At 49.6% G+C, this 19,201-nt stretch carries 19 protein-coding genes and 2 tRNA genes; 6 read left to right on the top strand and 15 right to left on the bottom strand.

From position 1 onward, the window contains the following. Positions 1-37 precede the first annotated feature (37 nt). The 4 genes from A4S02_RS12315 to xseA form a co-directional block, all read right to left on the bottom strand. Entirely contained in the window at positions 38-1,213 is a 1,176-nt protein-coding gene (locus A4S02_RS12315; RefSeq protein ID WP_070323946.1) for a phosphoserine transaminase, read from the bottom strand. A gap of 31 nt (positions 1,214-1,244) precedes the next feature. Then, positions 1,245-1,331: transfer RNA gene (locus A4S02_RS12310), tRNA-Leu, on the bottom strand. A gap of 55 nt (positions 1,332-1,386) precedes the next feature. Next, positions 1,387-1,728, bottom strand: a complete 342-nt coding sequence (locus A4S02_RS12305) for a hypothetical protein (protein ID WP_003623232.1) — start codon at positions 1,726-1,728, stop codon at positions 1,387-1,389. A 97-nt stretch (positions 1,729-1,825) separates the two neighbouring features. Further along, on the bottom strand, positions 1,826-3,280 hold the full coding sequence (gene xseA / locus A4S02_RS12300; RefSeq protein WP_070323945.1) for an exodeoxyribonuclease VII large subunit: 1,455 nt from the start codon (positions 3,278-3,280) through the stop codon (positions 1,826-1,828). A gap of 51 nt (positions 3,281-3,331) precedes the next feature. Here xseA and purD point away from each other — a divergent pair, with 51 nt between their 5' ends. After that, the gene (purD, locus tag A4S02_RS12295; RefSeq protein WP_082246836.1) at positions 3,332-4,615 is read left to right on the top strand and encodes a phosphoribosylamine--glycine ligase; all 1,284 of its coding nucleotides are present in this window, start codon (positions 3,332-3,334) and stop codon (positions 4,613-4,615) included. Positions 4,616-4,665: 50 nt separating this feature from the next. Here purD and rimI read toward each other — a convergent pair whose 3' ends face one another. From rimI to uvrA, 8 genes are all read right to left on the bottom strand, one after another. After that, positions 4,666-5,118: a ribosomal protein S18-alanine N-acetyltransferase gene (gene rimI / locus A4S02_RS12290; RefSeq protein ID WP_026019347.1), complete on the bottom strand. Its 453-nt coding sequence runs from the start codon at positions 5,116-5,118 to the stop codon at positions 4,666-4,668. Positions 5,119-5,120: 2 nt separating this feature from the next. After that, a complete protein-coding gene (gene tsaB / locus A4S02_RS12285; protein ID WP_019089039.1) occupies positions 5,121-5,813 on the bottom strand; it encodes a tRNA (adenosine(37)-N6)-threonylcarbamoyltransferase complex dimerization subunit type 1 TsaB in 693 nt (230 codons plus the stop codon). Further along, positions 5,810-6,394 carry a malonic semialdehyde reductase gene (locus A4S02_RS12280; RefSeq protein WP_070323944.1) on the bottom strand — a complete coding sequence of 195 codons (585 nt, stop codon included), beginning with the start codon at positions 6,392-6,394 and terminating at the stop codon, positions 5,810-5,812. Before A4S02_RS12280 ends, tsaB begins: the two co-directional genes overlap by 4 nt. A gap of 110 nt (positions 6,395-6,504) precedes the next feature. Further along, positions 6,505-7,065, bottom strand: coding sequence for a NifU family protein (locus tag A4S02_RS12275; protein WP_006116607.1), 561 nt, complete (start codon positions 7,063-7,065; stop codon positions 6,505-6,507). A gap of 227 nt (positions 7,066-7,292) precedes the next feature. Continuing rightward, positions 7,293-8,525, bottom strand: coding sequence for a DUF2075 domain-containing protein (locus tag A4S02_RS12270; RefSeq protein WP_070323943.1), 1,233 nt, complete (start codon positions 8,523-8,525; stop codon positions 7,293-7,295). A gap of 80 nt (positions 8,526-8,605) precedes the next feature. Then, positions 8,606-9,904, bottom strand: coding sequence for a YncE family protein (locus tag A4S02_RS12265; protein ID WP_082246835.1), 1,299 nt, complete (start codon positions 9,902-9,904; stop codon positions 8,606-8,608). 107 nt (positions 9,905-10,011) lie between these two features. Next, entirely contained in the window at positions 10,012-10,851 is an 840-nt protein-coding gene (locus tag A4S02_RS12260; protein WP_070323941.1) for a creatininase family protein, read from the bottom strand. After that, positions 10,851-13,715, bottom strand: a complete 2,865-nt coding sequence (gene uvrA, locus A4S02_RS12255; protein WP_070323940.1) for an excinuclease ABC subunit UvrA — start codon at positions 13,713-13,715, stop codon at positions 10,851-10,853. The genes A4S02_RS12260 and uvrA overlap by 1 nt, the downstream gene beginning before the upstream one ends. A 238-nt stretch (positions 13,716-13,953) precedes the next feature. On the opposite strand from uvrA, the gene A4S02_RS12250 reads away from it, so the two are divergent. The 4 genes from A4S02_RS12250 to A4S02_RS12235 are packed head-to-tail and all read left to right on the top strand — an operon-like array spanning position 13,954 to position 16,261. Then, positions 13,954-14,913 carry a tetratricopeptide repeat protein gene (locus A4S02_RS12250; protein ID WP_070323939.1) on the top strand — a complete coding sequence of 320 codons (960 nt, stop codon included), beginning with the start codon at positions 13,954-13,956 and terminating at the stop codon, positions 14,911-14,913. A gap of 14 nt (positions 14,914-14,927) precedes the next feature. Beyond that, complete coding sequence (locus A4S02_RS12245) at positions 14,928-15,632, top strand: LON peptidase substrate-binding domain-containing protein (protein ID WP_070323938.1); 705 nt, start codon at positions 14,928-14,930, stop codon at positions 15,630-15,632. 26 nt (positions 15,633-15,658) lie between these two features. Continuing rightward, a complete protein-coding gene (locus A4S02_RS12240; RefSeq protein WP_003623252.1) occupies positions 15,659-15,844 on the top strand; it encodes a Trm112 family protein in 186 nt (61 codons plus the stop codon). Positions 15,845-15,874: 30 nt separating this feature from the next. After that, entirely contained in the window at positions 15,875-16,261 is a 387-nt protein-coding gene (locus tag A4S02_RS12235; protein ID WP_070323937.1) for a hypothetical protein, read from the top strand. 24 nt (positions 16,262-16,285) lie between these two features. Here the strand turns inward: A4S02_RS12235 and A4S02_RS12230 are convergent, their stop codons facing one another. Further along, the gene (locus A4S02_RS12230; RefSeq protein WP_070323936.1) at positions 16,286-17,533 is read right to left on the bottom strand and encodes a multidrug effflux MFS transporter; all 1,248 of its coding nucleotides are present in this window, start codon (positions 17,531-17,533) and stop codon (positions 16,286-16,288) included. A 136-nt stretch (positions 17,534-17,669) separates the two neighbouring features. Continuing rightward, on the bottom strand, positions 17,670-18,197 hold the full coding sequence (locus A4S02_RS12225) for a Spy/CpxP family protein refolding chaperone (protein WP_070323935.1): 528 nt from the start codon (positions 18,195-18,197) through the stop codon (positions 17,670-17,672). A 238-nt stretch (positions 18,198-18,435) separates the two neighbouring features. Between A4S02_RS12225 and A4S02_RS12220 the strand changes: the two genes are divergently transcribed. Beyond that, positions 18,436-18,915, top strand: coding sequence for a YaiI/YqxD family protein (locus A4S02_RS12220; RefSeq protein ID WP_070323934.1), 480 nt, complete (start codon positions 18,436-18,438; stop codon positions 18,913-18,915). Positions 18,916-19,044: 129 nt separating this feature from the next. Here A4S02_RS12220 and A4S02_RS12215 read toward each other — a convergent pair. Further along, positions 19,045-19,120 (bottom strand) — tRNA-Ala (locus tag A4S02_RS12215). Positions 19,121-19,201: the final 81 nt, after the last annotated feature.

The raw sequence follows: 19,201 nt of genomic DNA, 5'->3' as shown, positions 1-19,201 counted from the left end.
CGCCTTTTTTATACTGTGTAACGGTAAAAATTTTTAATTACTGCGGTGCGACCTGCGCAAAAGCCCAATCCAGCCAAGGCAGTAAGGCGCGCACATCTGCTGCTTCTACCGTAGCACCACCCCAGATACGCAGGCCCGCAGGGGCATCACGGTAACTGGCCAGATCAAACCCAATGCCTTCTTCTGCCAAAATGGCCAGCATCTTCTTGACTGTTTTGGTCTGACCTTCGCGCTCAAGGGCCAAGAACCACGGAGCCACAATACGCAGGCAGATAGCTGTAGAGGAACGTTCTTCACGCTTCTGAGCCAGAAACTCTACCCAGTCCGTTTTTTCCACCCACATGGTTACTTCAGCCAGATTGGCTTGGCTGCGCGCTTTCAGCCCTTCCAAACCGCCAGCACCTTCGGCCCATTTCAGGCTATCTAGCGCATCTTCCACGCACAGCATGGAAGGCGTGTTAATGGTATCTCCCCGGAAGATACCTTCAATCAAAGCACCCTTGTTGGTCATGCGGAAGATTTTGGGCAGAGGACGTGGTGCCTGAAAACTTTCCAACCGCTGCACAGCCTTGGGAGAAAGGGCGATCATGCCGTGGGCGGCTTCACTCCCCAAAGCTTTCTGCCAAGACCATGTCACCACATCCAGCCGATCCCACGGCAGATCCATTGCAAACGCAGCAGAGGTGGCATCACAGATCACCAGCCCCTCATGCTGTGCTGGAATGGTATCTGCTGAGGGAATACGCACGCCAGAGGTGGTGCCATTCCATGCCAGCACCACATCATGGTTCCAATCAACCTGCGCCATATCTGGCAGGCTGCCGTATTCGGCTTTCAGAACCCGTGTGTTTTCCAGCTTAAGCTGAGTGACAATATCTTGCGCCCATAGTGCTGAGAAACTTTCAAACGCCAGCACATCTACCGGGCGTTCCCCCAACATGGACCACAAGGCCATTTCCACCGCACCGGTATCAGAAGCAGGCACGATACCTACACGCCAACCTTCTGGTACGCCCAAAATGGCACAGGAACGGTCAATAACTTCTTTCAGCCGTGCACGCCCTTCTGCTGAGCGATGCGAGCGCCCCACCAACGCATTTGCCAGCGCCGATACATTCCAACCCGGCCGCTTTGCGCACGGGCCAGAAGAAAAGCACGGATTAAGGGGACGGCTGGCCGGACGAGGAAGAACGGATAAGGAAGCGGCTGTCATAACCTTGGCCAGAATAGGGGGAGAAGAAATCTGGTGCGAGAGAGGGGACTCGAACCCCTAAGCCCTTTCGGGCGGTCGATTTTGAGTCGACTACGTCTACCAATTCCGTCACTCTCGCAGCGTGGCCCTTTTCCTATCAGCAAATTGCCGCCGGGAAAAGAGGCATGCATGCTTTATCGGCACACTCTTTTTGTACCGTCAGAGGCAATATAGGTGCCTGTCTGGGTATCAAAGCATGCATTCTGCACGCAAGAATTGCCAGAAGAAAGCGGTTGCGGGTAATTTTGCACACCCATCGCCATATTTTCACGCGCAGCGGTTCCGCACAGTGGTGTGTTCAGCGGTGCGGAAGGGTCATTGGTCAAATGGCTATCATTCGTTGCAGATGGCTCTGTTGTCAGGCCCGGAGCAAAGCTTTGCGGGGGAATGCGATGTCCCTGCTGAGGCGCACACCCTGCCAGCAGCCCTCCCGCCAAACACAGGCTGACAACACCAACAGAAAAACGGATGGACATGCGCTTTCTTCTTTCCTGACAACGCGGGCCCCTCCGCCCGCGTGATTTATATTGGCAGATCATAAACCTGATTGGCGTTGCAGCTCAACTCGGCGTGTTACAGCTCCAGCACGCCTTGCTTGGGTTGACGCGTGCCATCGCCAATCACAGCCGGGCGGGCACCATCACCGAATGTCAGTTCTACACGTTCGCCATCACGTAATTGTTCAACACTGGTAACTGGCCGCCCCTCCGCCGTAACAAGTGCATACCCACGGGCCAACACAGCGCGGGGAGAAACAGCTTCCAACTGCCCAGCAATACCTGCAAGAGCTGTCCGCCTTTCCCGCACCAATGCCTGCAATGGAGCTGGAGATATCCGTAGACGACCCAACCGGGCATCCTGCTTTTGGAAAGTATGCGCCATACTGGCCTGCAACATGTTTGCCAGCACCGCCAAACGGGTGCGCCGCCCTGCCAATAAGGTTTCAACCGCAGGCATATGGCGTTCAATAGCAACCAGATCGGCTTTCCGCCGCTGCACCAAAGCGGGCAGGGCAACATCTAATCGTCGGCCTCTGTCATCCAACTGCATACGCGCTGTCTGCAACAGGCTTGGCAGATCCGGCATGGCAGAAGATGCACGATCCAGCCTTAAGCGTGCGGTTTGCAGCAGGCGAGAAAGCGCACCCAGTGCACGCGCGTTGCGATGTTCTATATCTGCCAGAAGTTCCGTGCGCACTGGCACGGCCATTTCTGCCGCGGCTGTTGGTGTTGGCGCGCGCCTGTCTGATGCAAAATCAATCAGGGTTGTATCTGTTTCGTGCCCTACGGCAGAAATCAGCGGGATTGTGCACGCAGCCGCAGCTCGTACCACGGCTTCATCATTAAAAGCCATCAGGTCTTCTAATGATCCGCCGCCACGCGCCACAATCAGCACATCTGGCCGTGGCACTGCGCCTTGGCCATCAAGCTGAGAAAAACCATCAATAGCCGCTGCAATGCGGGCTGCTGCCCCTTCACCCTGTACGGGTACGGGCCAGACAATCACAGGCCGCGGGAAACGCCTTTGCAAGGTTGTGCAGATATCATGCAGCACGGCACCTTGCGGTGATGTTACCACCCCGATCACGCGCGGCAAAAGCGGGATGGCTTTTTTACGGGCTGTATCAAACAGCCCTTCTTCCGCCAGCCTGATGCGCAAACGTTCAATACGGGCCAGCAAAGCGCCTTCGCCCGCATATTCCATCCGCTCTACAACAAGCTGATAGCTCGAACGCTCACCATAAGCTGAAATTTTGCCGGTGGCGATAATCTCCACCCCGTTTTCTGGTACCAGACCAAGGCGAGAAACCGAACCGCGCCATACCACACCAGAAATTTTTCCCCGCTCATCTTTGAGCGAAAAATACACATGGCCGGAGGGATAGCGCTTAAGCTCCGTAATTTCGCCACGCACACGCACACGGCTGAACGTGCCCTCCAGCGTGCGCCGGATCGCCCCCGAAATTTCTGAAACGGTAAATTCCGGCACATTGTTGCTGGCCGATGGAATGTCAAACTGTTCGGTCATGCGGCTAACCTATGCTACAGACGCTCGCCCTGAAAAGAGCAGAACATCAAGATGCAGGAGAAAACAATGCGGGTACTTCTGGTTGGATCTGGCGGCAGGGAGCATGCGCTGGCCGCAACACTTGCCCGTTCTCCGGAACTTTCAGCCCTGTTTATCGCACCCGGCAACCCCGGCACAGCGGAACTTGGCGTAAATGTGCCCATTGGCGCGCAAGATGTTCCTGCACTTGTGCAGTTTGCTCTGGAACAAAAAGTCGATCTGGTTATTCCCGGACCAGAAGCCCCATTGGTGGCTGGGCTAGCCGATGCCTGTGCCCGTGCCAAGCTGGCCTGTGCGGGCCCCACGCAGGCCGCTGCCCGGCTTGAAGGCAGCAAAAGCTTTACCAAGGAAATCTGCTACGCCGCCAACATTCCCACAGCACAGGCAGAGCGGTTTACAGACGTAAACGCCGCCTTGACCTATGTGCGTGAAAAAGGTGCGCCCATTGTTATCAAGGCCGATGGTCTGGCGGCCGGAAAAGGCGTTGTGGTAGCCACCACATTGGCTGAAGCTGAAAGCGCTGTGCAAGACATGATGGCCGGTGGCTTACTTGGTGATGCAGGCCGTTGCGTGGTGATTGAAGATTGCCTGGTCGGTGAAGAAGTCTCACTTTTTGCGTTCTGCGCAGGGGAAACAGCAACGCTGATTGGCGCTGCCCAAGACCACAAGCGTATTGGAGATGGAGATACCGGCCCCAATACCGGCGGAATGGGAGCTGTTTCCCCTCCAAAAGGTTTTGGTCGGGCAGAACAGGAAGCTGCTCTCGATCTGCTGGTACGCCCCATGCTGAAGGAGATGGTGCGCCGTGGCACACCTTTCCGGGGTGTTATTTTCGCCGGCCTGATGTTGACAGATAGTGGCCCACAGTTGATCGAATACAACGTAAGATTCGGTGATCCGGAAGCAGAAGCCCTGCTGCCACGGCTTGCTTCAGATCTTCTTCCCGCCCTTAAGGCTCTTGCAGAAGATCGGCTGGATACTGCACCAGTCTCATTTTCCGATCAAGCATCTGTTTGCGTTGTGATGGCTGCTCGTGGCTATCCCGGCACACCTGAAAAAGGTGCTGTAATTTCCGGCATTGAAAATGCCACCCAGTTGCCTGATGTGCAGGTTTTCCAAGCTGGCACCAAGCTGAATGCAGCAGGGGAACTTGTTGTAGCCGGAGGCCGCGTGCTGGTTGTTTGCGCATTGGGAGACACCGTAAAACAGGCACAGGAACGCGCTTACGAAGGCGTTAAGGCTATTTCATGGGATGGTGCTACATGGCGCACAGATATCGGTAACCGCGCCCTTTAAACAGCCTTTAAATTTACAGCCCTTGGCTATGCAGACCTATTTCTGTTTGGCTAAGGGCTTGCTGCTTGGCAGGCTCGACCCAAAACCAAGGCATCCGATCCATCTTCATAATACTTTTTGCGCAAACCCAACTTTTTAAAACCCTGTTTTTCATAAAGGGTTCTGGCAGATTGATTATTTATCGAAACTTCCAAAAACAGGGTTTGCGCCCCTTTATGTTGCGCAACCTGAGCACACCATGCCAGCAAACGTTGTGCCAAACCGCGCTTTCTATACTCTGGCAATATGCAGACTGTTAAAATTTCTGCTTCATCCACCACACTTCGTAATATGATAAAACCAGCGGGGTGACTTTCCATTATAACAATGCCTGCATACACACCCGGAGATGATAGCAAAGCCGTTATGGCTGTTTGATCCCACTGAGCACCGGTATTGAAGCATTGCGTATGCATGCTGGCCAATAACGGCGCATATGCAATACCCACTTCCTGCACATGCACAGTCAAACAGGTTGAGCCCGCAAACCATCTGCCGGTAATTTGGCTTCTGGCGGATCGACATACAGCGGAACAGGATCTCGCGGAGAAAGCTTTCCCATTTGACGCTTTAACGCTGCAGCCGCAATTTGCTCTGGTGTTGGCATATGTAATGGACAGTGAACAGCATGTGCAAAAGAAAGAGCCTCCCTAGCATCACCCGCCACCAACCAACTTCCTTCTGGTGGCTGCCAATTGGCTATCATGGCTGCACGGACGTGTTGAGCATCTTCAACAAATACTCGGCCCCGACGCGCCGGTGTAACCACTAGCCACCCTTCTAACTCTGGATGGTGCTGCAATTCTTTATCCAAAGCAGGTGCCAGAGCTTCTGCTCGTGTTACGCCTACCAATGGGCTGCCAGCCCCCAGAGCAAACCCGGCAGCCACAGCGCAAGATGCACGCAGGCCAGTAAAAGACCCCGGACCAACAACCACGGCAACAAGATCTGGCTGTATGCCGGTTCCTGCGCCCCATCCGGCTTTTTGTAAAACCCTATCAGCAAGAAGGTTAATGCCTTCTGCTGCCTGCTTACCAGCCACGACCTCAGCATCCAGCACGGAAAGTTTATCACCTTCGGCCAGAACACATGCAGCCATCCCGCAAGCAGATTCTCCTGCCGGGCTACCATCCAAAATCAGAATACGCTGCACCATCATGAAACCACGCAGCAGGCTTCTTCAAAGACTAAACGAGGGGCACGTGGGAGTTGGTTTTCAAAATCTCCATACCCTAAGCACAGTAAAAAGTTTGCACGCCATCCTTGTTCAGCCAGAAAAGCATCTTCCACCAAGGCTTGATCAAACCCCGAAATTGGCAGAGCATCCAAACCGAGGGCGCGTGCAGCCATAATCATATAGGCTCCCTGCAACGTGCCGTTCCGAAAGGCGGTTTCTTCTGCCAATCCGACATCTGAAGCAAACCACGAACGCAAATTTTCTTGAGGGCACAAACGCGGCAACTGCTCAAAAAACAACGGATCATGCGCAACAATGGCAATAACTGGCGCACCCATTACCCGATTAACGTTGCCCTCAGACAAAGCGGGACGCAACCGCTCTCGCCCATCTGAACCGGTAATAAAAACAAACCGGGCTGGGCTGCAATTGCCGGATGTAGGACCCATTTTTGTGAGATCATAAAGCTGGCGCAGCAAATTTTCTTCGACTGTGCGGGTTGTCCAGCGGAGGGGCGTACGCGCCTTTCTGAAAAGGAGATCCAGCCCGTTTTCATCCAGCATATGTATCTTGCCCTATCTTGCGTTTATCATTGAAAGGGCAGGCATAAAAAACACCTGCCTGCTTTCTATGCCACGCTTTGGGACGCGACAAAAGCAGACAGGTGCCGCACTTAGTCTACCTGTTCGACAGAAACCACTTCTGGCACGTAATGCCGCAGCATATTTTCCACACCATGCTTAAGCGTTGCGCGAGAAGATGGACACCCTGAACAGGCACCCTGCATGGTCAACCGCACAATGCCGTTGCGATAGCCACGGAAAACAATATCACCGCCATCACCTGCTACGGCTGGGCGCACACGCGTATCCAGCAGCTCTTTGATCTGGGTCACAATTTCTTCGTCTTCCGGCGCGGTGGCATCTTCCGTAACAGCTACGCCTTCTGCCACCACAGGGTGCCCGGCTACAAAATGATCCATGAGGGTGGACAGAATTTGAGGGCGCAATTCTTCCCAATCTTCGGAATCCGCTTTTGTTACAGAAACAAAGTCGTTCCCCAAAAACACGCGAGAAACACCTGGAAGTGCAAACAAAGCCTCTGCCAAAGGAGAACGGCCCGCTACGGCATCAGCATCAATAAAATCAATGGTACCAGCATCTCCCATAACAGCCTGCCCAGGCAAAAATTTGAGCGTTGCAGGATTGGGTGTGCCTTCGGTTTCTATGAACATGACCAGTTAAGCCTGAGTAATGAGGAAAGAGAACTTGTTACCTTTCAGTTGGCATTAGAATGCGTACGAAACAAGTCCTGTATTCAAAGAAAAACGGTTCTCTTAAGGTTAATTTTCTTTGAATAATCAACTTTCCTTAATTTTACATGGCAGAATGTTCCCCTTGCCGTTTGGCAAATCTGCCATGCAGTTATGCAACATAAGATAACCCAAAATAAAGGAAGGGCTTAGCTGCGTAACGCTTGTTCTTGCAGCAGTTTCTTTTTTAACGCGGGATCATGCGCATAAAGATACAACCCTTTAACAGCCCTTGTCATAAGTACATTCATGGCGTTGAGCATAATTTGCTCCTTCACTTGTTCTGGTTGCGTCAAGCCATCCTTTCCCGCAAATGCTGCACCATCTTCATAACGCGAGGGGTCTAAGCGCAAGCAATCTGCTTGTACATCGTACATAACGGATGGACCTAGAATGAGGCCTACATAGTTCAGATCAAACCCCTGCACTGTGTAAACAGATCCAACTTCATTGATGGTGTCTGGCCGTTCTGCCCAAGGCAATTTTTCATCCGGTTTTGAAAGATCCCACCGCAGATGAAAACGTCCTTCATCAATAAAGTGCTCTTTGCCATCCAATCTGTAAGGATAATCATAAGTTGCAACGATGCGCGACAATCCGCATTGGCTATTTTTCTGTTTGATTAACGCGTACATTGCTTGAGCATCTTCAAAATATCTGAAATCAAAATCCTGCTTTTTTGGGAAGGTTGTCACTTTTTTTGAGCAGAAATTTTTTATCCATTCCAAAACATCTGCGTTTGCATGCATTCGAAATTGATCTGTCAGATAGAATGTTTTAACCGGAAATCCTTCTAATATTTTTGAAAGTGTATTTTTATTCCAGTAACTTTTAAATTTTAGAACCTGATTTTCATCAAAAACAAGAATAACAATACGGGCAAGCCTTATAATCTCTTCAAGATGATTGTTTTGGTTAAATCTATTGTATTTATCAGGACGTGTTAAAAGTAGATGCGCTTCGTCAATCAGCACAACATCCGCTCTCTTTTTTAATTTATTCATTTTATTGATAAATGTTGTTGGACGCTCAAAATCCTTTTTTCTGATGTATGGAAAGTCTTCCGATATATTTATATATAGCTTCATCATCTCAGGATGATTCACAATAAGGTAGTTTTCTTTTCCAGAAAAACAGTCTCCTTTCGGGTTGCTTCTAGACATACGCTGCAAATCATTAAATATAGAATTTATAACAAGGCTTTTTCCTGTTCCGGCATCTCCTTCAATAACAAAAATAGCATGTTCATCTTTTTGATGATCTTTACAAAACTCAAGAATATCCTTCTTTAAACATTCTTGTGCAGAAGATAACTTTTGGAATGGATAAAGTTTCTTTTTTGCATTGTTGTTTTCAATATTTTCACTCTGAAAATCAGACATACCGCTTTCCTAAACTCATAAAAAAAGCCTTTCTTGAAAACAAGAAAGGCTTTTTCAAAAACATTCTTAGATTTCTATCCTTAACGCAGGATACCTGTATGACCAATGCAATAGCGGCCAGGCTGCGGCCATACGGTAAGACCATGAGGTTCCGCACCAACGGGGATTTTGATCATAGAACCATCATCGGTGTTGATTTTGTAAACAACATCATCAAACCGCCCGGAAAGCCATAGACTTTTGCCATCAGCGCTTACATTCCCCATATCAGGGCTACCACCACCGGGAATGGGCCAATCAGCCACAACCTTATTGGTTGCAAAATCAATTACCGAAACACCACCAGCCTTGCTGTGCGGCTTACCATGAATTTTGTGAGAGCCACGATTGGCAACATACATCTTAGTACCATCACGACTGGGGTACAAGCCGTGCGTACCCACACCCGTATGGATAAAGCCCGTTTCCTTAAATGTATCACCATCTACAAGGAAAACACCATCTGCCATCATGTCAGCAACGTAAAAGGTTTTTCCATTTGGAGAGATCAGAATATCCTGCGGCATACCACCGCTTGAAAGCGCCAGATACCCCAGAACTTTCTTATTCACCGTGTCAACTTTTACAAGGTGGCCACCAAATTCACATGTGAAAATAGCATAACGTCCATCAATCGAGAAATCTGCATGGTTCACCCCCTTACATTGTGGAACTTCAACAGATTCCTGCAAAGCCATTGTATGCGGATCGCGAAAATCCAGCCGCTTGCGGGCTTCTGCCACAACAATGGCTGATTTGCCATCTGGCGTAAAATACATGTTGTAAGGATCATCCACCTGCACAGCAGGACCGGGTTTGGCTGTACGTGGGTCTATGGGCGTTAGGCTACCGTTTGTGGTGCCTTCTGCATTGTTGGTTACCCACAAGGTGCGCAAATCCCACGAGGGCACAACATGTTGCGGGCTTTTACCAACAGGAAAACGATCCACGACTTTTGATGTTGCTGGATCAATAACTGAAACATCATTCGAACGCAGGTTTGGCACATAAATACGTGCCGGATCTTGTGCTACTTCCGGTGCAATATTATCCGCCCGCGTTTCACTATAGAGGTTATCCGGATCAATAACGGGAGGCATACCCGGAATTGTTTCAATTTTTGTAGCTGAAGTTGCTGCATTTTCTGGAGCAGGCGTGGGAACTGGTGCCGTTACAGGTGCAGAAGCTTCTGCTGCTGGCGGCTGAGCCGATGGAGCTGCCTGTGTAGCATCCTGAGCAAATGCTGCTGTTCCAGCACTCATTACCGCAGCTAAAGCCGTTGCCGCTATCAAATAGGCTTTGGAAGCCATTACACTATACCTCATTATCTCTGGCACCATGCTTTATCTATTATATCAGGTTGGATTTATCATGGTGCCTTAATAAGGTCTATTCTAATCTTTTTTAAGTAGAGAACTTATGTTCTATTCTATAAAATAGTTTCCACTTATTTATTTCGCGCATCGTTAATGGCAGAAACTGCCGCAGTTATCTGCATATTGATACCTACCTGCCCCAAACTGGCCGATGCCTTACGCGGATCTCCCCCATAAATGCCTTGAGCGCTGGATGGAGTGTCCGATTTTTGTAATGCATCCAACCTCACCATTGTTGGATCAATAGCCAGCATCAATGATGTATCACTTATATCTGCGTGCATACCTACATCTTTTGCATATCCATGCAGGCTGAGCCATTGAGTATACTGATGCGGTATAACGCTATAATATTGCTTTACGTAAAGAGCTTGGGCGTGGGTGCCTGACCACTCCTTATTAAGTTGTGAGGCAACTTTATCCAAAGATTTCTGATAACCGCCATGATCGCCAATAAAAACAATCAGACGGAATCCCTCAACCTGAAAACTTTTTGCAGCATATGCTATCAGTTTTTCAAAAACATCTGTCGGCACTGTAATTGTTCCCGGAAACTTCATATGTGAAGTCCGGGGAGATATCCCACCTTCTGGAACATATGAAACAACCGGTGCTACAAGGGTTTTTCCAGATTTTTCCGCTATCCTTTGCGCTATTTCCATAACACGCATATTGTGTTTACCAACCGCTATATAAGGCCCACTCTGTTCTGTTCCGCCAACAGGAATAATAAGAGTTGTTATCCCGCACGAAATGTCAGACTGGATTTCTGTCCATGTCTGTTTTTCAAACAGAACAGAAGAGGGCAGGGCAGAACACGATGTTTCTGCCAGTGCGCTATAAGTTTCTTCTCCGTTTACAAACAGAGCAGAAAATCCAATACAGGCTAAAATACAAAAGTGCTTTTTCATTATTTCTTCACTAACAGCGGGGCAAGAAAACGGCCTGTGTAACTTTCCGGGCATGCAGCAATATCTTCTGGTGTGCCTTCGGCAACAATCTGCCCTCCACCATCACCACCTTCAGGGCCGACATCTATAATCCAGTCTGCCGTTTTTATAACTTCGAGGTTGTGTTCGATCACAACAACTGTGTTTCCCTGATCAACAAGGGCATGCAAAACTTCCAGAAGTTTTCTTACATCTTCTGTATGTAATCCTGTTGTTGGTTCATCAAGAATATACAGTGTGCGCCCCGTTGCCCTGCGCGCTAGCTCCTTGGAAAGTTTAACGCGCTGTGCCTCACCTCCAGAAAGAGTGGTCGCCTGCTGCCCCAAAGCAACGTATCCCAAACCAACTTTTTGCAGAATAGCCAACCTATCGCGGATACGAGACTGAGCCGAGAAATAAGGGAGGGCTTCATCCACACTCATGGCCAGCACATCTGCAATAGACTTGCCACGGAACTTGATATCAAGTGTTTCACGGTTATAGCGCTGCCCTTTACAGGCATCACACGTTACAAACACATCTGGCAAAAAGTGCATTTCAATTTTGATAACACCATCACCTTGACATGCTTCACAACGCCCACCTTTTACATTGAAGGAAAAGCGGCCGGGCTTGTAACCCCTTGCTTTACTTTCAGGCAGTTCCGCAAACCAGTCCCTTATAGGCGTAAAGAGATCTGTATAAGTTGCCGGGTTGGAACGTGGTGTGCGCCCGATAGGGGATTGGTCAATATCAATAATCTTGTCTAACAGCTCCATTCCTTTGATGCGCTTATAAGGCTCTGGCGATGTACCAGCCCCCATCAATTGGCGGGAAAGCGCTTTATAGAGTGTATCAATAACCAAAGTGGATTTTCCGCTACCAGATACACCCGTTACACAGGTGAACGTACCAAGCGGAAAGCGAGCAGTTACATTTTTTAGATTATGCCCGGTAGCACCTTCAACTGTTAGAATTTTCTTTTTATTTATCTTCCGCCGTTCAACAGGAACATCAATCTTTTTGCGCCCAGAAAGATAAGCCCCTGTCAAACTATCGGGAGATTTGGCAACCTGCGCTGGCGTACCTTGGGCAACAACAGTGCCCCCATTTACACCTGCACCCGGCCCCATATCTACAAGCCAGTCTGCACTTCTAATGGCATCTTCATCATGTTCAACAACAATCAGCGTATTTCCAAGGTTTTTCAAACGCTGCAATGTGCCAAGCAAACGTTCATTATCACGCTGATGAAGGCCAATGGAAGGCTCATCCAGAACATACAAAACACCCGTAAGCCCGGAACCAATCTGGCTGGCAAGGCGAATACGCTGGCTTTCTCCACCTGAAAGAGTAGCTGAACTTCTTGAAAGTGTCAGATATTCCAAACCGACATCATCAAGAAACTTCAGGCGTTCCAGAATCTCACGCAGGATACGGCGGGCAATTTCGGCCCTTTGCGGTGTAAGCGTTGGCAAAACTGTATCAAACCAGTCCAAGGCTTGCCCTATAGGTAAATTCGTGGCTTGCGCAATATTTTTTCCCGCCACACGCACAGAAAGAGCCTCTGGCCGCAACCGCGCACCTTCACACACATGACATGCTTTTTCAGACTGATATCTAGAAAGTTCCTCTCTTACCCACATGCTTTCTGTGGTTCGCAGGCGTTTTTCTAGGCTTTTAATCACACCTTCAAATGGTTTGGAAACAACATAGCTTTTCCTGCCATCTTTATAGGTGAAATCTACATTTTCCGAAGTGCCATAAAGAATACCGTCTCGCACATTTTCTGGAAGATCTTTCCACGGTGTATCCATGTTTACAGAAAAATGCTGTGCCAAACTTTCAATCGTCTGTTCCAATAATGGAGATTTTGCATCTTTCCACGGTGCTATAGCACCTTTTTCAAGACTAAGGCCTTCATCTGGCACAATAAGATGTGGATTAAAATAGGTTTCCACACCAATGCCATCACATGCTGGACATGCACCTTGTGGTGCATTAAAGGAAAATAACCGAGGCTCAATTTCTTCCAGTGTAAACCCACTTACTGGACAAGAAAAATGCGATGAAAAAACAAGTTTTTCGTCTTCCTTGCTTTTATCTTTTGAAGCCTCTTCTGCATACACAATGCCATCAGAAAGTTCTAATGCTGTTTCAAGGCTATCAGCAAGACGTGTTTCAAGCCCTTCCTTCACCACAACGCGGTCAACCACAACTTCTACAGTATGGCGCAACTTCCTGTTCAGGCTAGGAACATCGTCAATTTCATAAAGTGTTCCATCAACTTTTACACGTGTAAAACCTTTGCGCTGAAGTTCTGACAGTTCCTTCCGATATTCTCCCTTTCTGTCACGAATAACAGGAGAAAGAAGCATTAGGCGCGTTCCCTCCGGCAACGCCATAATACGGTCAACCATCTGGGTGACTGTTTGCGCTTCAATCGGCAACCCGGTCGCTGGAGAGTACGGTACACCTGCCCGCGCCCAGAGCAGACGCATGTAATCGTAAATTTCTGTAACAGTACCAACGGTAGAACGCGGATTTTTAGATGTCGTTTTCTGCTCAATAGAAATAGCTGGGGAAAGACCCTCTATGGCATCTACATCCGGCTTGCCCATCAACTCCAGAAACTGACGCGCATAGGCGGAAAGGCTTTCCACATACCGGCGCTGTCCTTCTGCGTAGATTGTATCAAACGCCAAGGAAGATTTGCCGGACCCAGAAAGCCCTGTCATCACTGTTAGCTTATCACGCGGAATATCAATATCCACGTTTTTGAGATTATGGACCCGTGCACCACGCACCCGGATGCTCTGCTGACCGGAAAAATCTGATTTTTTCATGTAAGAAATCTGCCGCCGTTCCTGTTTTGTACTAGTATGCCGCCTAAGGCCACCTTCATGCAATGCGTGATAAGGCGGCGGCAGCCATTGCCTTTAATCTGATATGGGCAAGCCATGCCCTAATTGCCATTGCGCATCATGCTCTGATTGACCATCTAGAACATATAAACAGATCAAAGTCGGCCAGAAGGATATTTTCCATACTGACCGCAGCATTGGATTAAGGATACAGGAACATATGGAACACGTTATCGGCCAGCCGCAATCTGATACACAAAACGGCACAATAGCACCTCAGAGCACGGCACCTGTAATTAGTGATGGGTCTCAGGCCACATTCATGCAGGATGTGATTGAAGCAAGCCGTTCTGTTCCTGTTCTTGTTGATTTCTGGGCAGAGTGGTGTGGTCCCTGTAAGCAGCTTGCCCCGGTGTTGGAAAAGGTGGTGACAGCCGCACGCGGCAAAGTTCGTCTTGTTAAAATTGATATTGAAGCAAACCGTGCTCTAGTGGGGCAACTTGCGCAGGTTGGTTTGCCGTTACAGTCCATTCCGCTGGTTGCGGCCTTCTGGAAAGGGCAGATTCTGGATCTGTTCCAAGGTGCTTTGCCAGAAAGCGAAATCAAAAAGTTTGTCGAAAATATTCTAAAAAGCAGCGGTGGCGGCATTCTGCCTGCAACTGAACAACTGCGTGAAGCAGATGTGGCGTTGGAAACAGAAATGCCTGCTCGTGCGGCAGAACTGTATTCCTCTGTTATTGGGGAAGAACCAGAAAACCCCCGCGCATGGGCTGGGCTTATCCGTGCTATGTTGGCTCTGGATGATGAAGATGCCGCTGTTGCCGCACTGGCAGACGTACCTGCTAAAATTACAGATAGCCCAGAAGTGACTGGCGCACGTGCCGCACTGGACCTGAAAAAGGAAGGGCGCAAGGCCGCAGAGGAAATGGAAAGCATTCATGCACGCCTTGCCGCGAACCCAGAAGATTCTGAAGCACGTTGTGAACTGGCGACAGCCCTGAATGCTGCAGGAAAGCGGGAAGAGGCCGCAAACGAGCTGCTACATATCATCAAGGTAGATCGGAACTGGAAAGAAGGGGCAGCCAAACAGCAGCTGCTACGTTTTTTTGAAGCATGGGGAAATGAAGATCCCGCTACTGCGGTTTCGCGCCGCCGTTTGTCCTCCATGCTGTTTTCATGAGGATGTAAAACTTTTTGGCTGCAGTATTTTTTCAAGATGAAGATGATATCCTCCGGCACGTTCCCAGACTGGGAGATATCACTTTGGCCGATATCCCTCCGGAAGTTGGTCTGTTTCCATTAAGCGGCGTTGTTCTTCTGCCTCGTGGAAGACTGCCGCTTAACGTGTTTGAGCCGCGCTATATTGCATTGGTGGAAGATGCACTGGCCACGCAGCGCCTGATAGGCATGATCCAGCCGCGTTGGCGAGAAGAGGAAGATGAAGCCAACGGCGCTCCGCCACTTTACCCCATAGGGTGCCTTGGCCGGATTGTTTCCTTTACCGAGCGGGCAGACGGCACTTATGCCATTACGCTTGCAGGCCTTACGCGCTTTAGGCTCCTGCGTGAAACAGGAGAAGCACGCGGATACCGGCAAGCCCGGATAGATGTTTCCACCTTTGCGGGAGACTTGAACGAAATTCCGTCTGCTCCGTTTGATCGGGAAAAGCTTCTGGGCTCTATGCGGCGTTACTTCCAGAAAAAGGGATTACAGGCCCGTTGGTCTCTGCTGGAACAAATGGATGATGATATCCTGTTGGTAACATTACCCATGATCTGTCCTTTCCCTCCGGCAGAAAAACAGGCATTGCTTGATGCCGAAGATCTAACTGACCGTGTGCGGGTGCTGCAAACACTGCTAGACCTGTCTGGTCCGGAACAGGAAGGCCCGCCTTCCTGAACCTTTTACTGAGGAACAGAGAACTAATGTCTGACACACCTCCGCTTGATTCCCGGCTTCTTTCGGTGCTTGTGTGCCCTGTTACCAAAGGGCCTCTGACTTATAATGCGGAAACCAATGAACTGATCAGTAAAAAGGCTGGTCTTGCTTTTCCTATCCGTGATGGCATCCCCATCATGCTGCCAGATGAAGCTCGCCGCCTAGAAAGCTGATCTCACAGCTTTCTCTCTTTCTCCTTTACAATGAACCCGTCCATGCTTCTGGCGAAAAAAACAGGCACCCTGATCGGAAACCTTCTTTTGGTCTCTCCACTGCTGGTGGCATGTCACGGGCCTATTGAAGGGGACAACATTGATGTCCCCCCTGAACGGCCAGGGCGCTTTTTGCCCGAAGCGGCTCCGGCGGAAGCCAAGGCGGCAGAACAGGAAGAAAACCTGCGCGAAGCCCAAGCTGCGCGTGAGGGCAAGCCTGAACAAACTCACCCGCCCAAACCTGAAGAACGTTACGAAACACTGCCCGATGCAGGTTCTGGTGCTGTAGGGTCAATGGAAACAGAAGACGGGCATACCGTTACCCCACAAACCCAAGCTATTTACGGAAAACCGGCTGATAGATCTTCTGGCCATTAGCGCCGGAGAGGCTTGCTGCGCTCATTATCCTTCATGTTCATGCTCTGCTTGGTCTGTATGCCTACGGCGCAGGATATTGGCGCACACCATGCCTATAACACCTGTCATCATACCAATAGCCGTTGGAATAGCGCCGCCTCCGGGCAAAATACCCACCAGAACACTGCTTAAAGATCCAAGGCTAAATTGCATTGTGCCTAGCAAGGCAGAGGCACTGCCAGCCTGATGTGCATGGCGTGAAAATGCCATAACGGTGCCATTGGGCCCAATAAACCCCAATGCGCCGGTAATGCATGTAATCAGCCCACAAGTCAGCCACGGATGGGCAAAACCTGTCCAACCAGAACAGGCCACCACCACAAAAATGCCACCCACAACCAAAGCCCAAACAATAGCCGCTTCCAGCAAAGTTGGCATGGCAAACCTATGCACAAGCCTACCGTTAATTTGTGTTCCCAAAATAAAAGCAGCGGCATTCACACCAAAAAACATGCCAAAAGCTGAGGGAGAAAAATGAAGCACCTGCTCAAACAGAACCGGCGCACTTCCCAAATAGGCGAACATCACAAAAGTAGAAAAAGTTGTGATAAGCGCATTAGAAAGAAAAACAGGCTCTCGCAGGATAGCGCGATAGCGCGTGAAAATTTCAAATGGTGCCAATCTCATCCGGTATGCGGGAGACAGCGTATCTGGCAGCATACATATAATGCCAACCATACCCAGAATGGCGTATAGGGTGCCACTCCAGAATATCCACCGCCAGTTCCCGAATTTCAGCACTAGGCTACCCATGCTGGGAGCCAGCACAGGCATGACACCAAACACTAGTGTAAGCTGCGCCATAATATGCGCACCTTTTTTGCCAGTCGCCACATCTCTTACAATAGCTCGCGGAATAACTGCGCTGGCAGACCCACCAAATGCGCCAATAAACCGCATGATACAGAACAGGTGATAATCCCGCACCACAGCGCACATAGCAGATGCAACAGCAAAAACGGCAAGCCCTATAATCAGAGGCGCCTTGCGCCCAAACCTGTCTGACAGCGGACCTTGAGAGAACTGACCAAAAGCCAGCCCTAAAAACCATGCTCCCAGCGTAAACTGGGCAGAACCTGCACCACCGCCCAAATCCTGCTCAACATCAGGAAAAGCCGGAAGATACATATCTGTAGCAAGTGGGCCGATTGCCGTAACCAGCCCCAAAAGCAGGATAAGCCGCAGCGGCAGTCCATTTTTAAAAAAGGCAGGATGGGCAGAAGATGTTGTCATGATATCAGGCACCGAAAAAGAACATTCTGTTCTTTCTCTTGATCTGCATTATTTGTCTATGAATGCAAACACAACGCATCAATGCTTTAAGCATAAAAAAAGCTGCCAGAATGTCTGGCAGCTTTTTTGCAGAAGCTTACTTGCTTTCGGTTGCAGCCGGCGGCGGAGCCGGAGGTGCACCGTTTCCGCACATTGGTGGCATCTGGGGTTCAGGGCGTTCTGCAATCTGCTTAAGCTGTTTTTTGGTCAGAATATCATGAACCTGCGTTTCAACCTGCAGGCGCTGCGTTGCGCGCTCGGTCTGCATGGTGCTGATCTGCTGTTCAATCTGTTGCAGCTTAGCCTGATCCACCGGGCCCGGCGTTGTCAGCAATTCACGTTCCTGCTGGTGCAGCCTGTGAATCTGTTCCATGTCCGCTTTCGGGTCTGAAGGCTTGTTTACGTCAAAAATAGCTTTCAGCTTTTTCTTCTGAGCAGAGGTCAGCTTAACGCCGTCCAGCTTCAGAATAGGGCCGCCCATGCCATGGTGGTGCATCGGGCCACAGCCTGGGCCACCCGGCGGAGGTGCGCCAACAGCCGGAGCGGCTTCCTGAGCATGTGCAAAAGATACTGCGGATGTCATCATTCCCAGCGTCAGCGCTGTGGCCATCAAAACTTTTTTCATCAGATTCGCCTTATAAAATCTTTACCGTAACAAAGTGCATAAACACCTTGTCTGCTTTCTGACTAATGACAAAGGCTTGTGTCTGAAAAAAGGCATAACTTTAAAAGAAAAATGTCCTGCTTTTGCTTCTGAGTGAAAAATAAGCGTTAAGCCTTGCCTGCCTTACATAGAGAAGGAATAGCGCCAACAATGAAAGTCGTAATTTGCGATCACAGCCTTCCTACGGCAAATTAGCTGTATGACCCGTATTTTTGTTGATTCTGGCGCATGCCCCGTAAAAAACGAGGTGTATCGTGTAGCCAGTCGTTACAATCTGCACGTTTTCATTGTTTCAAACAGAATGATTATGGTGCCAGATTCTCCCCCCATTGAGCGGATCGTGGTGGATGCTGGACCAGACGTCGCCGACGATTGGATTGCGGAGCGCGTATCGGACGGAGACATCGTGATTACAGCAGATATTCCGCTGGCTGCTCGGTGTGTTGAAAAGGGGGCCTATGTTCTTGAGCCCAAGGGGCGGATTCTGGATGGCGATGCCATTGGTATGGCGTTGGCAGTGCGTAATCTGATGACAGATTTGCGTTCAGCCGGAGTGATGACACCAGGCGGAAGCGTGTTTGGAAAAGCAGATCGGTCCCGCTTTCTTTCCGCTCTTGATACGCTGGTTATTAAGGCACAAAAGCCGCGCCTACGCCCACTGACCTTCCCGAGTGAGTAAGCAACTCATCTGCTCATAGAAAGCTATCTACCATTCTTGCTTGAAACGCAGAGAAAAACACTGCGTAAGCACGAACGACTTGAAAGGAATCAGTAAAATTTTGTTTTGATTGGAGAGTCTTATCAGAACTGGTGGAGCCAATCGGAATCGAACCGACGACCTCCTGAATGCCATTCAGGCGCTCTCCCAACTGAGCTATGGCCCCACACTGTTCTTGCACACAGCTGCATCAGATAGATGCGGTGTGTGCCCAGCCTCTTACATGATCTACCCTTAACAGGCAAGC

Source organism: Acetobacter ascendens (assembly GCF_001766235.1).
GTDB lineage: Bacteria > Pseudomonadota > Alphaproteobacteria > Acetobacterales > Acetobacteraceae > Acetobacter > Acetobacter ascendens.
The sequence above is the reverse complement of the archived record's forward strand: the minus strand, read 5'-3'. Positions and strand labels throughout refer to the sequence as shown.

Coding starts and splice junctions, on each gene's coding strand:
- A4S02_RS12315 (WP_070323946.1), bottom strand. CDS start 1,213: ATGACAGCCGCTTCCTTATCCGTTCTTCCTCGTCCGGCCAGCCGTCCC.
- A4S02_RS12305 (WP_003623232.1), bottom strand. CDS start 1,728: ATGTCCATCCGTTTTTCTGTTGGTGTTGTCAGCCTGTGTTTGGCGGGA.
- xseA (WP_070323945.1), bottom strand. CDS start 3,280: ATGACCGAACAGTTTGACATTCCATCGGCCAGCAACAATGTGCCGGAA.
- purD (WP_082246836.1), top strand. CDS start 3,332: ATGCAGGAGAAAACAATGCGGGTACTTCTGGTTGGATCTGGCGGCAGG.
- tsaB (WP_019089039.1), bottom strand. CDS start 5,813: ATGATGGTGCAGCGTATTCTGATTTTGGATGGTAGCCCGGCAGGAGAA.
- A4S02_RS12280 (WP_070323944.1), bottom strand. CDS start 6,394: ATGCTGGATGAAAACGGGCTGGATCTCCTTTTCAGAAAGGCGCGTACG.
- A4S02_RS12275 (WP_006116607.1), bottom strand. CDS start 7,065: ATGTTCATAGAAACCGAAGGCACACCCAATCCTGCAACGCTCAAATTT.
- A4S02_RS12270 (WP_070323943.1), bottom strand. CDS start 8,525: ATGTCTGATTTTCAGAGTGAAAATATTGAAAACAACAATGCAAAAAAG.
- A4S02_RS12265 (WP_082246835.1), bottom strand. CDS start 9,904: ATGGTGCCAGAGATAATGAGGTATAGTGTAATGGCTTCCAAAGCCTAT.
- A4S02_RS12260 (WP_070323941.1), bottom strand. CDS start 10,851: ATGAAAAAGCACTTTTGTATTTTAGCCTGTATTGGATTTTCTGCTCTG.
- uvrA (WP_070323940.1), bottom strand. CDS start 13,715: ATGAAAAAATCAGATTTTTCCGGTCAGCAGAGCATCCGGGTGCGTGGT.
- A4S02_RS12250 (WP_070323939.1), top strand. CDS start 13,954: ATGGAACACGTTATCGGCCAGCCGCAATCTGATACACAAAACGGCACA.
- A4S02_RS12240 (WP_003623252.1), top strand. CDS start 15,659: ATGTCTGACACACCTCCGCTTGATTCCCGGCTTCTTTCGGTGCTTGTG.
- A4S02_RS12235 (WP_070323937.1), top strand. CDS start 15,875: ATGAACCCGTCCATGCTTCTGGCGAAAAAAACAGGCACCCTGATCGGA.
- A4S02_RS12230 (WP_070323936.1), bottom strand. CDS start 17,533: ATGACAACATCTTCTGCCCATCCTGCCTTTTTTAAAAATGGACTGCCG.
- A4S02_RS12225 (WP_070323935.1), bottom strand. CDS start 18,197: ATGAAAAAAGTTTTGATGGCCACAGCGCTGACGCTGGGAATGATGACA.
- A4S02_RS12220 (WP_070323934.1), top strand. CDS start 18,436: ATGACCCGTATTTTTGTTGATTCTGGCGCATGCCCCGTAAAAAACGAG.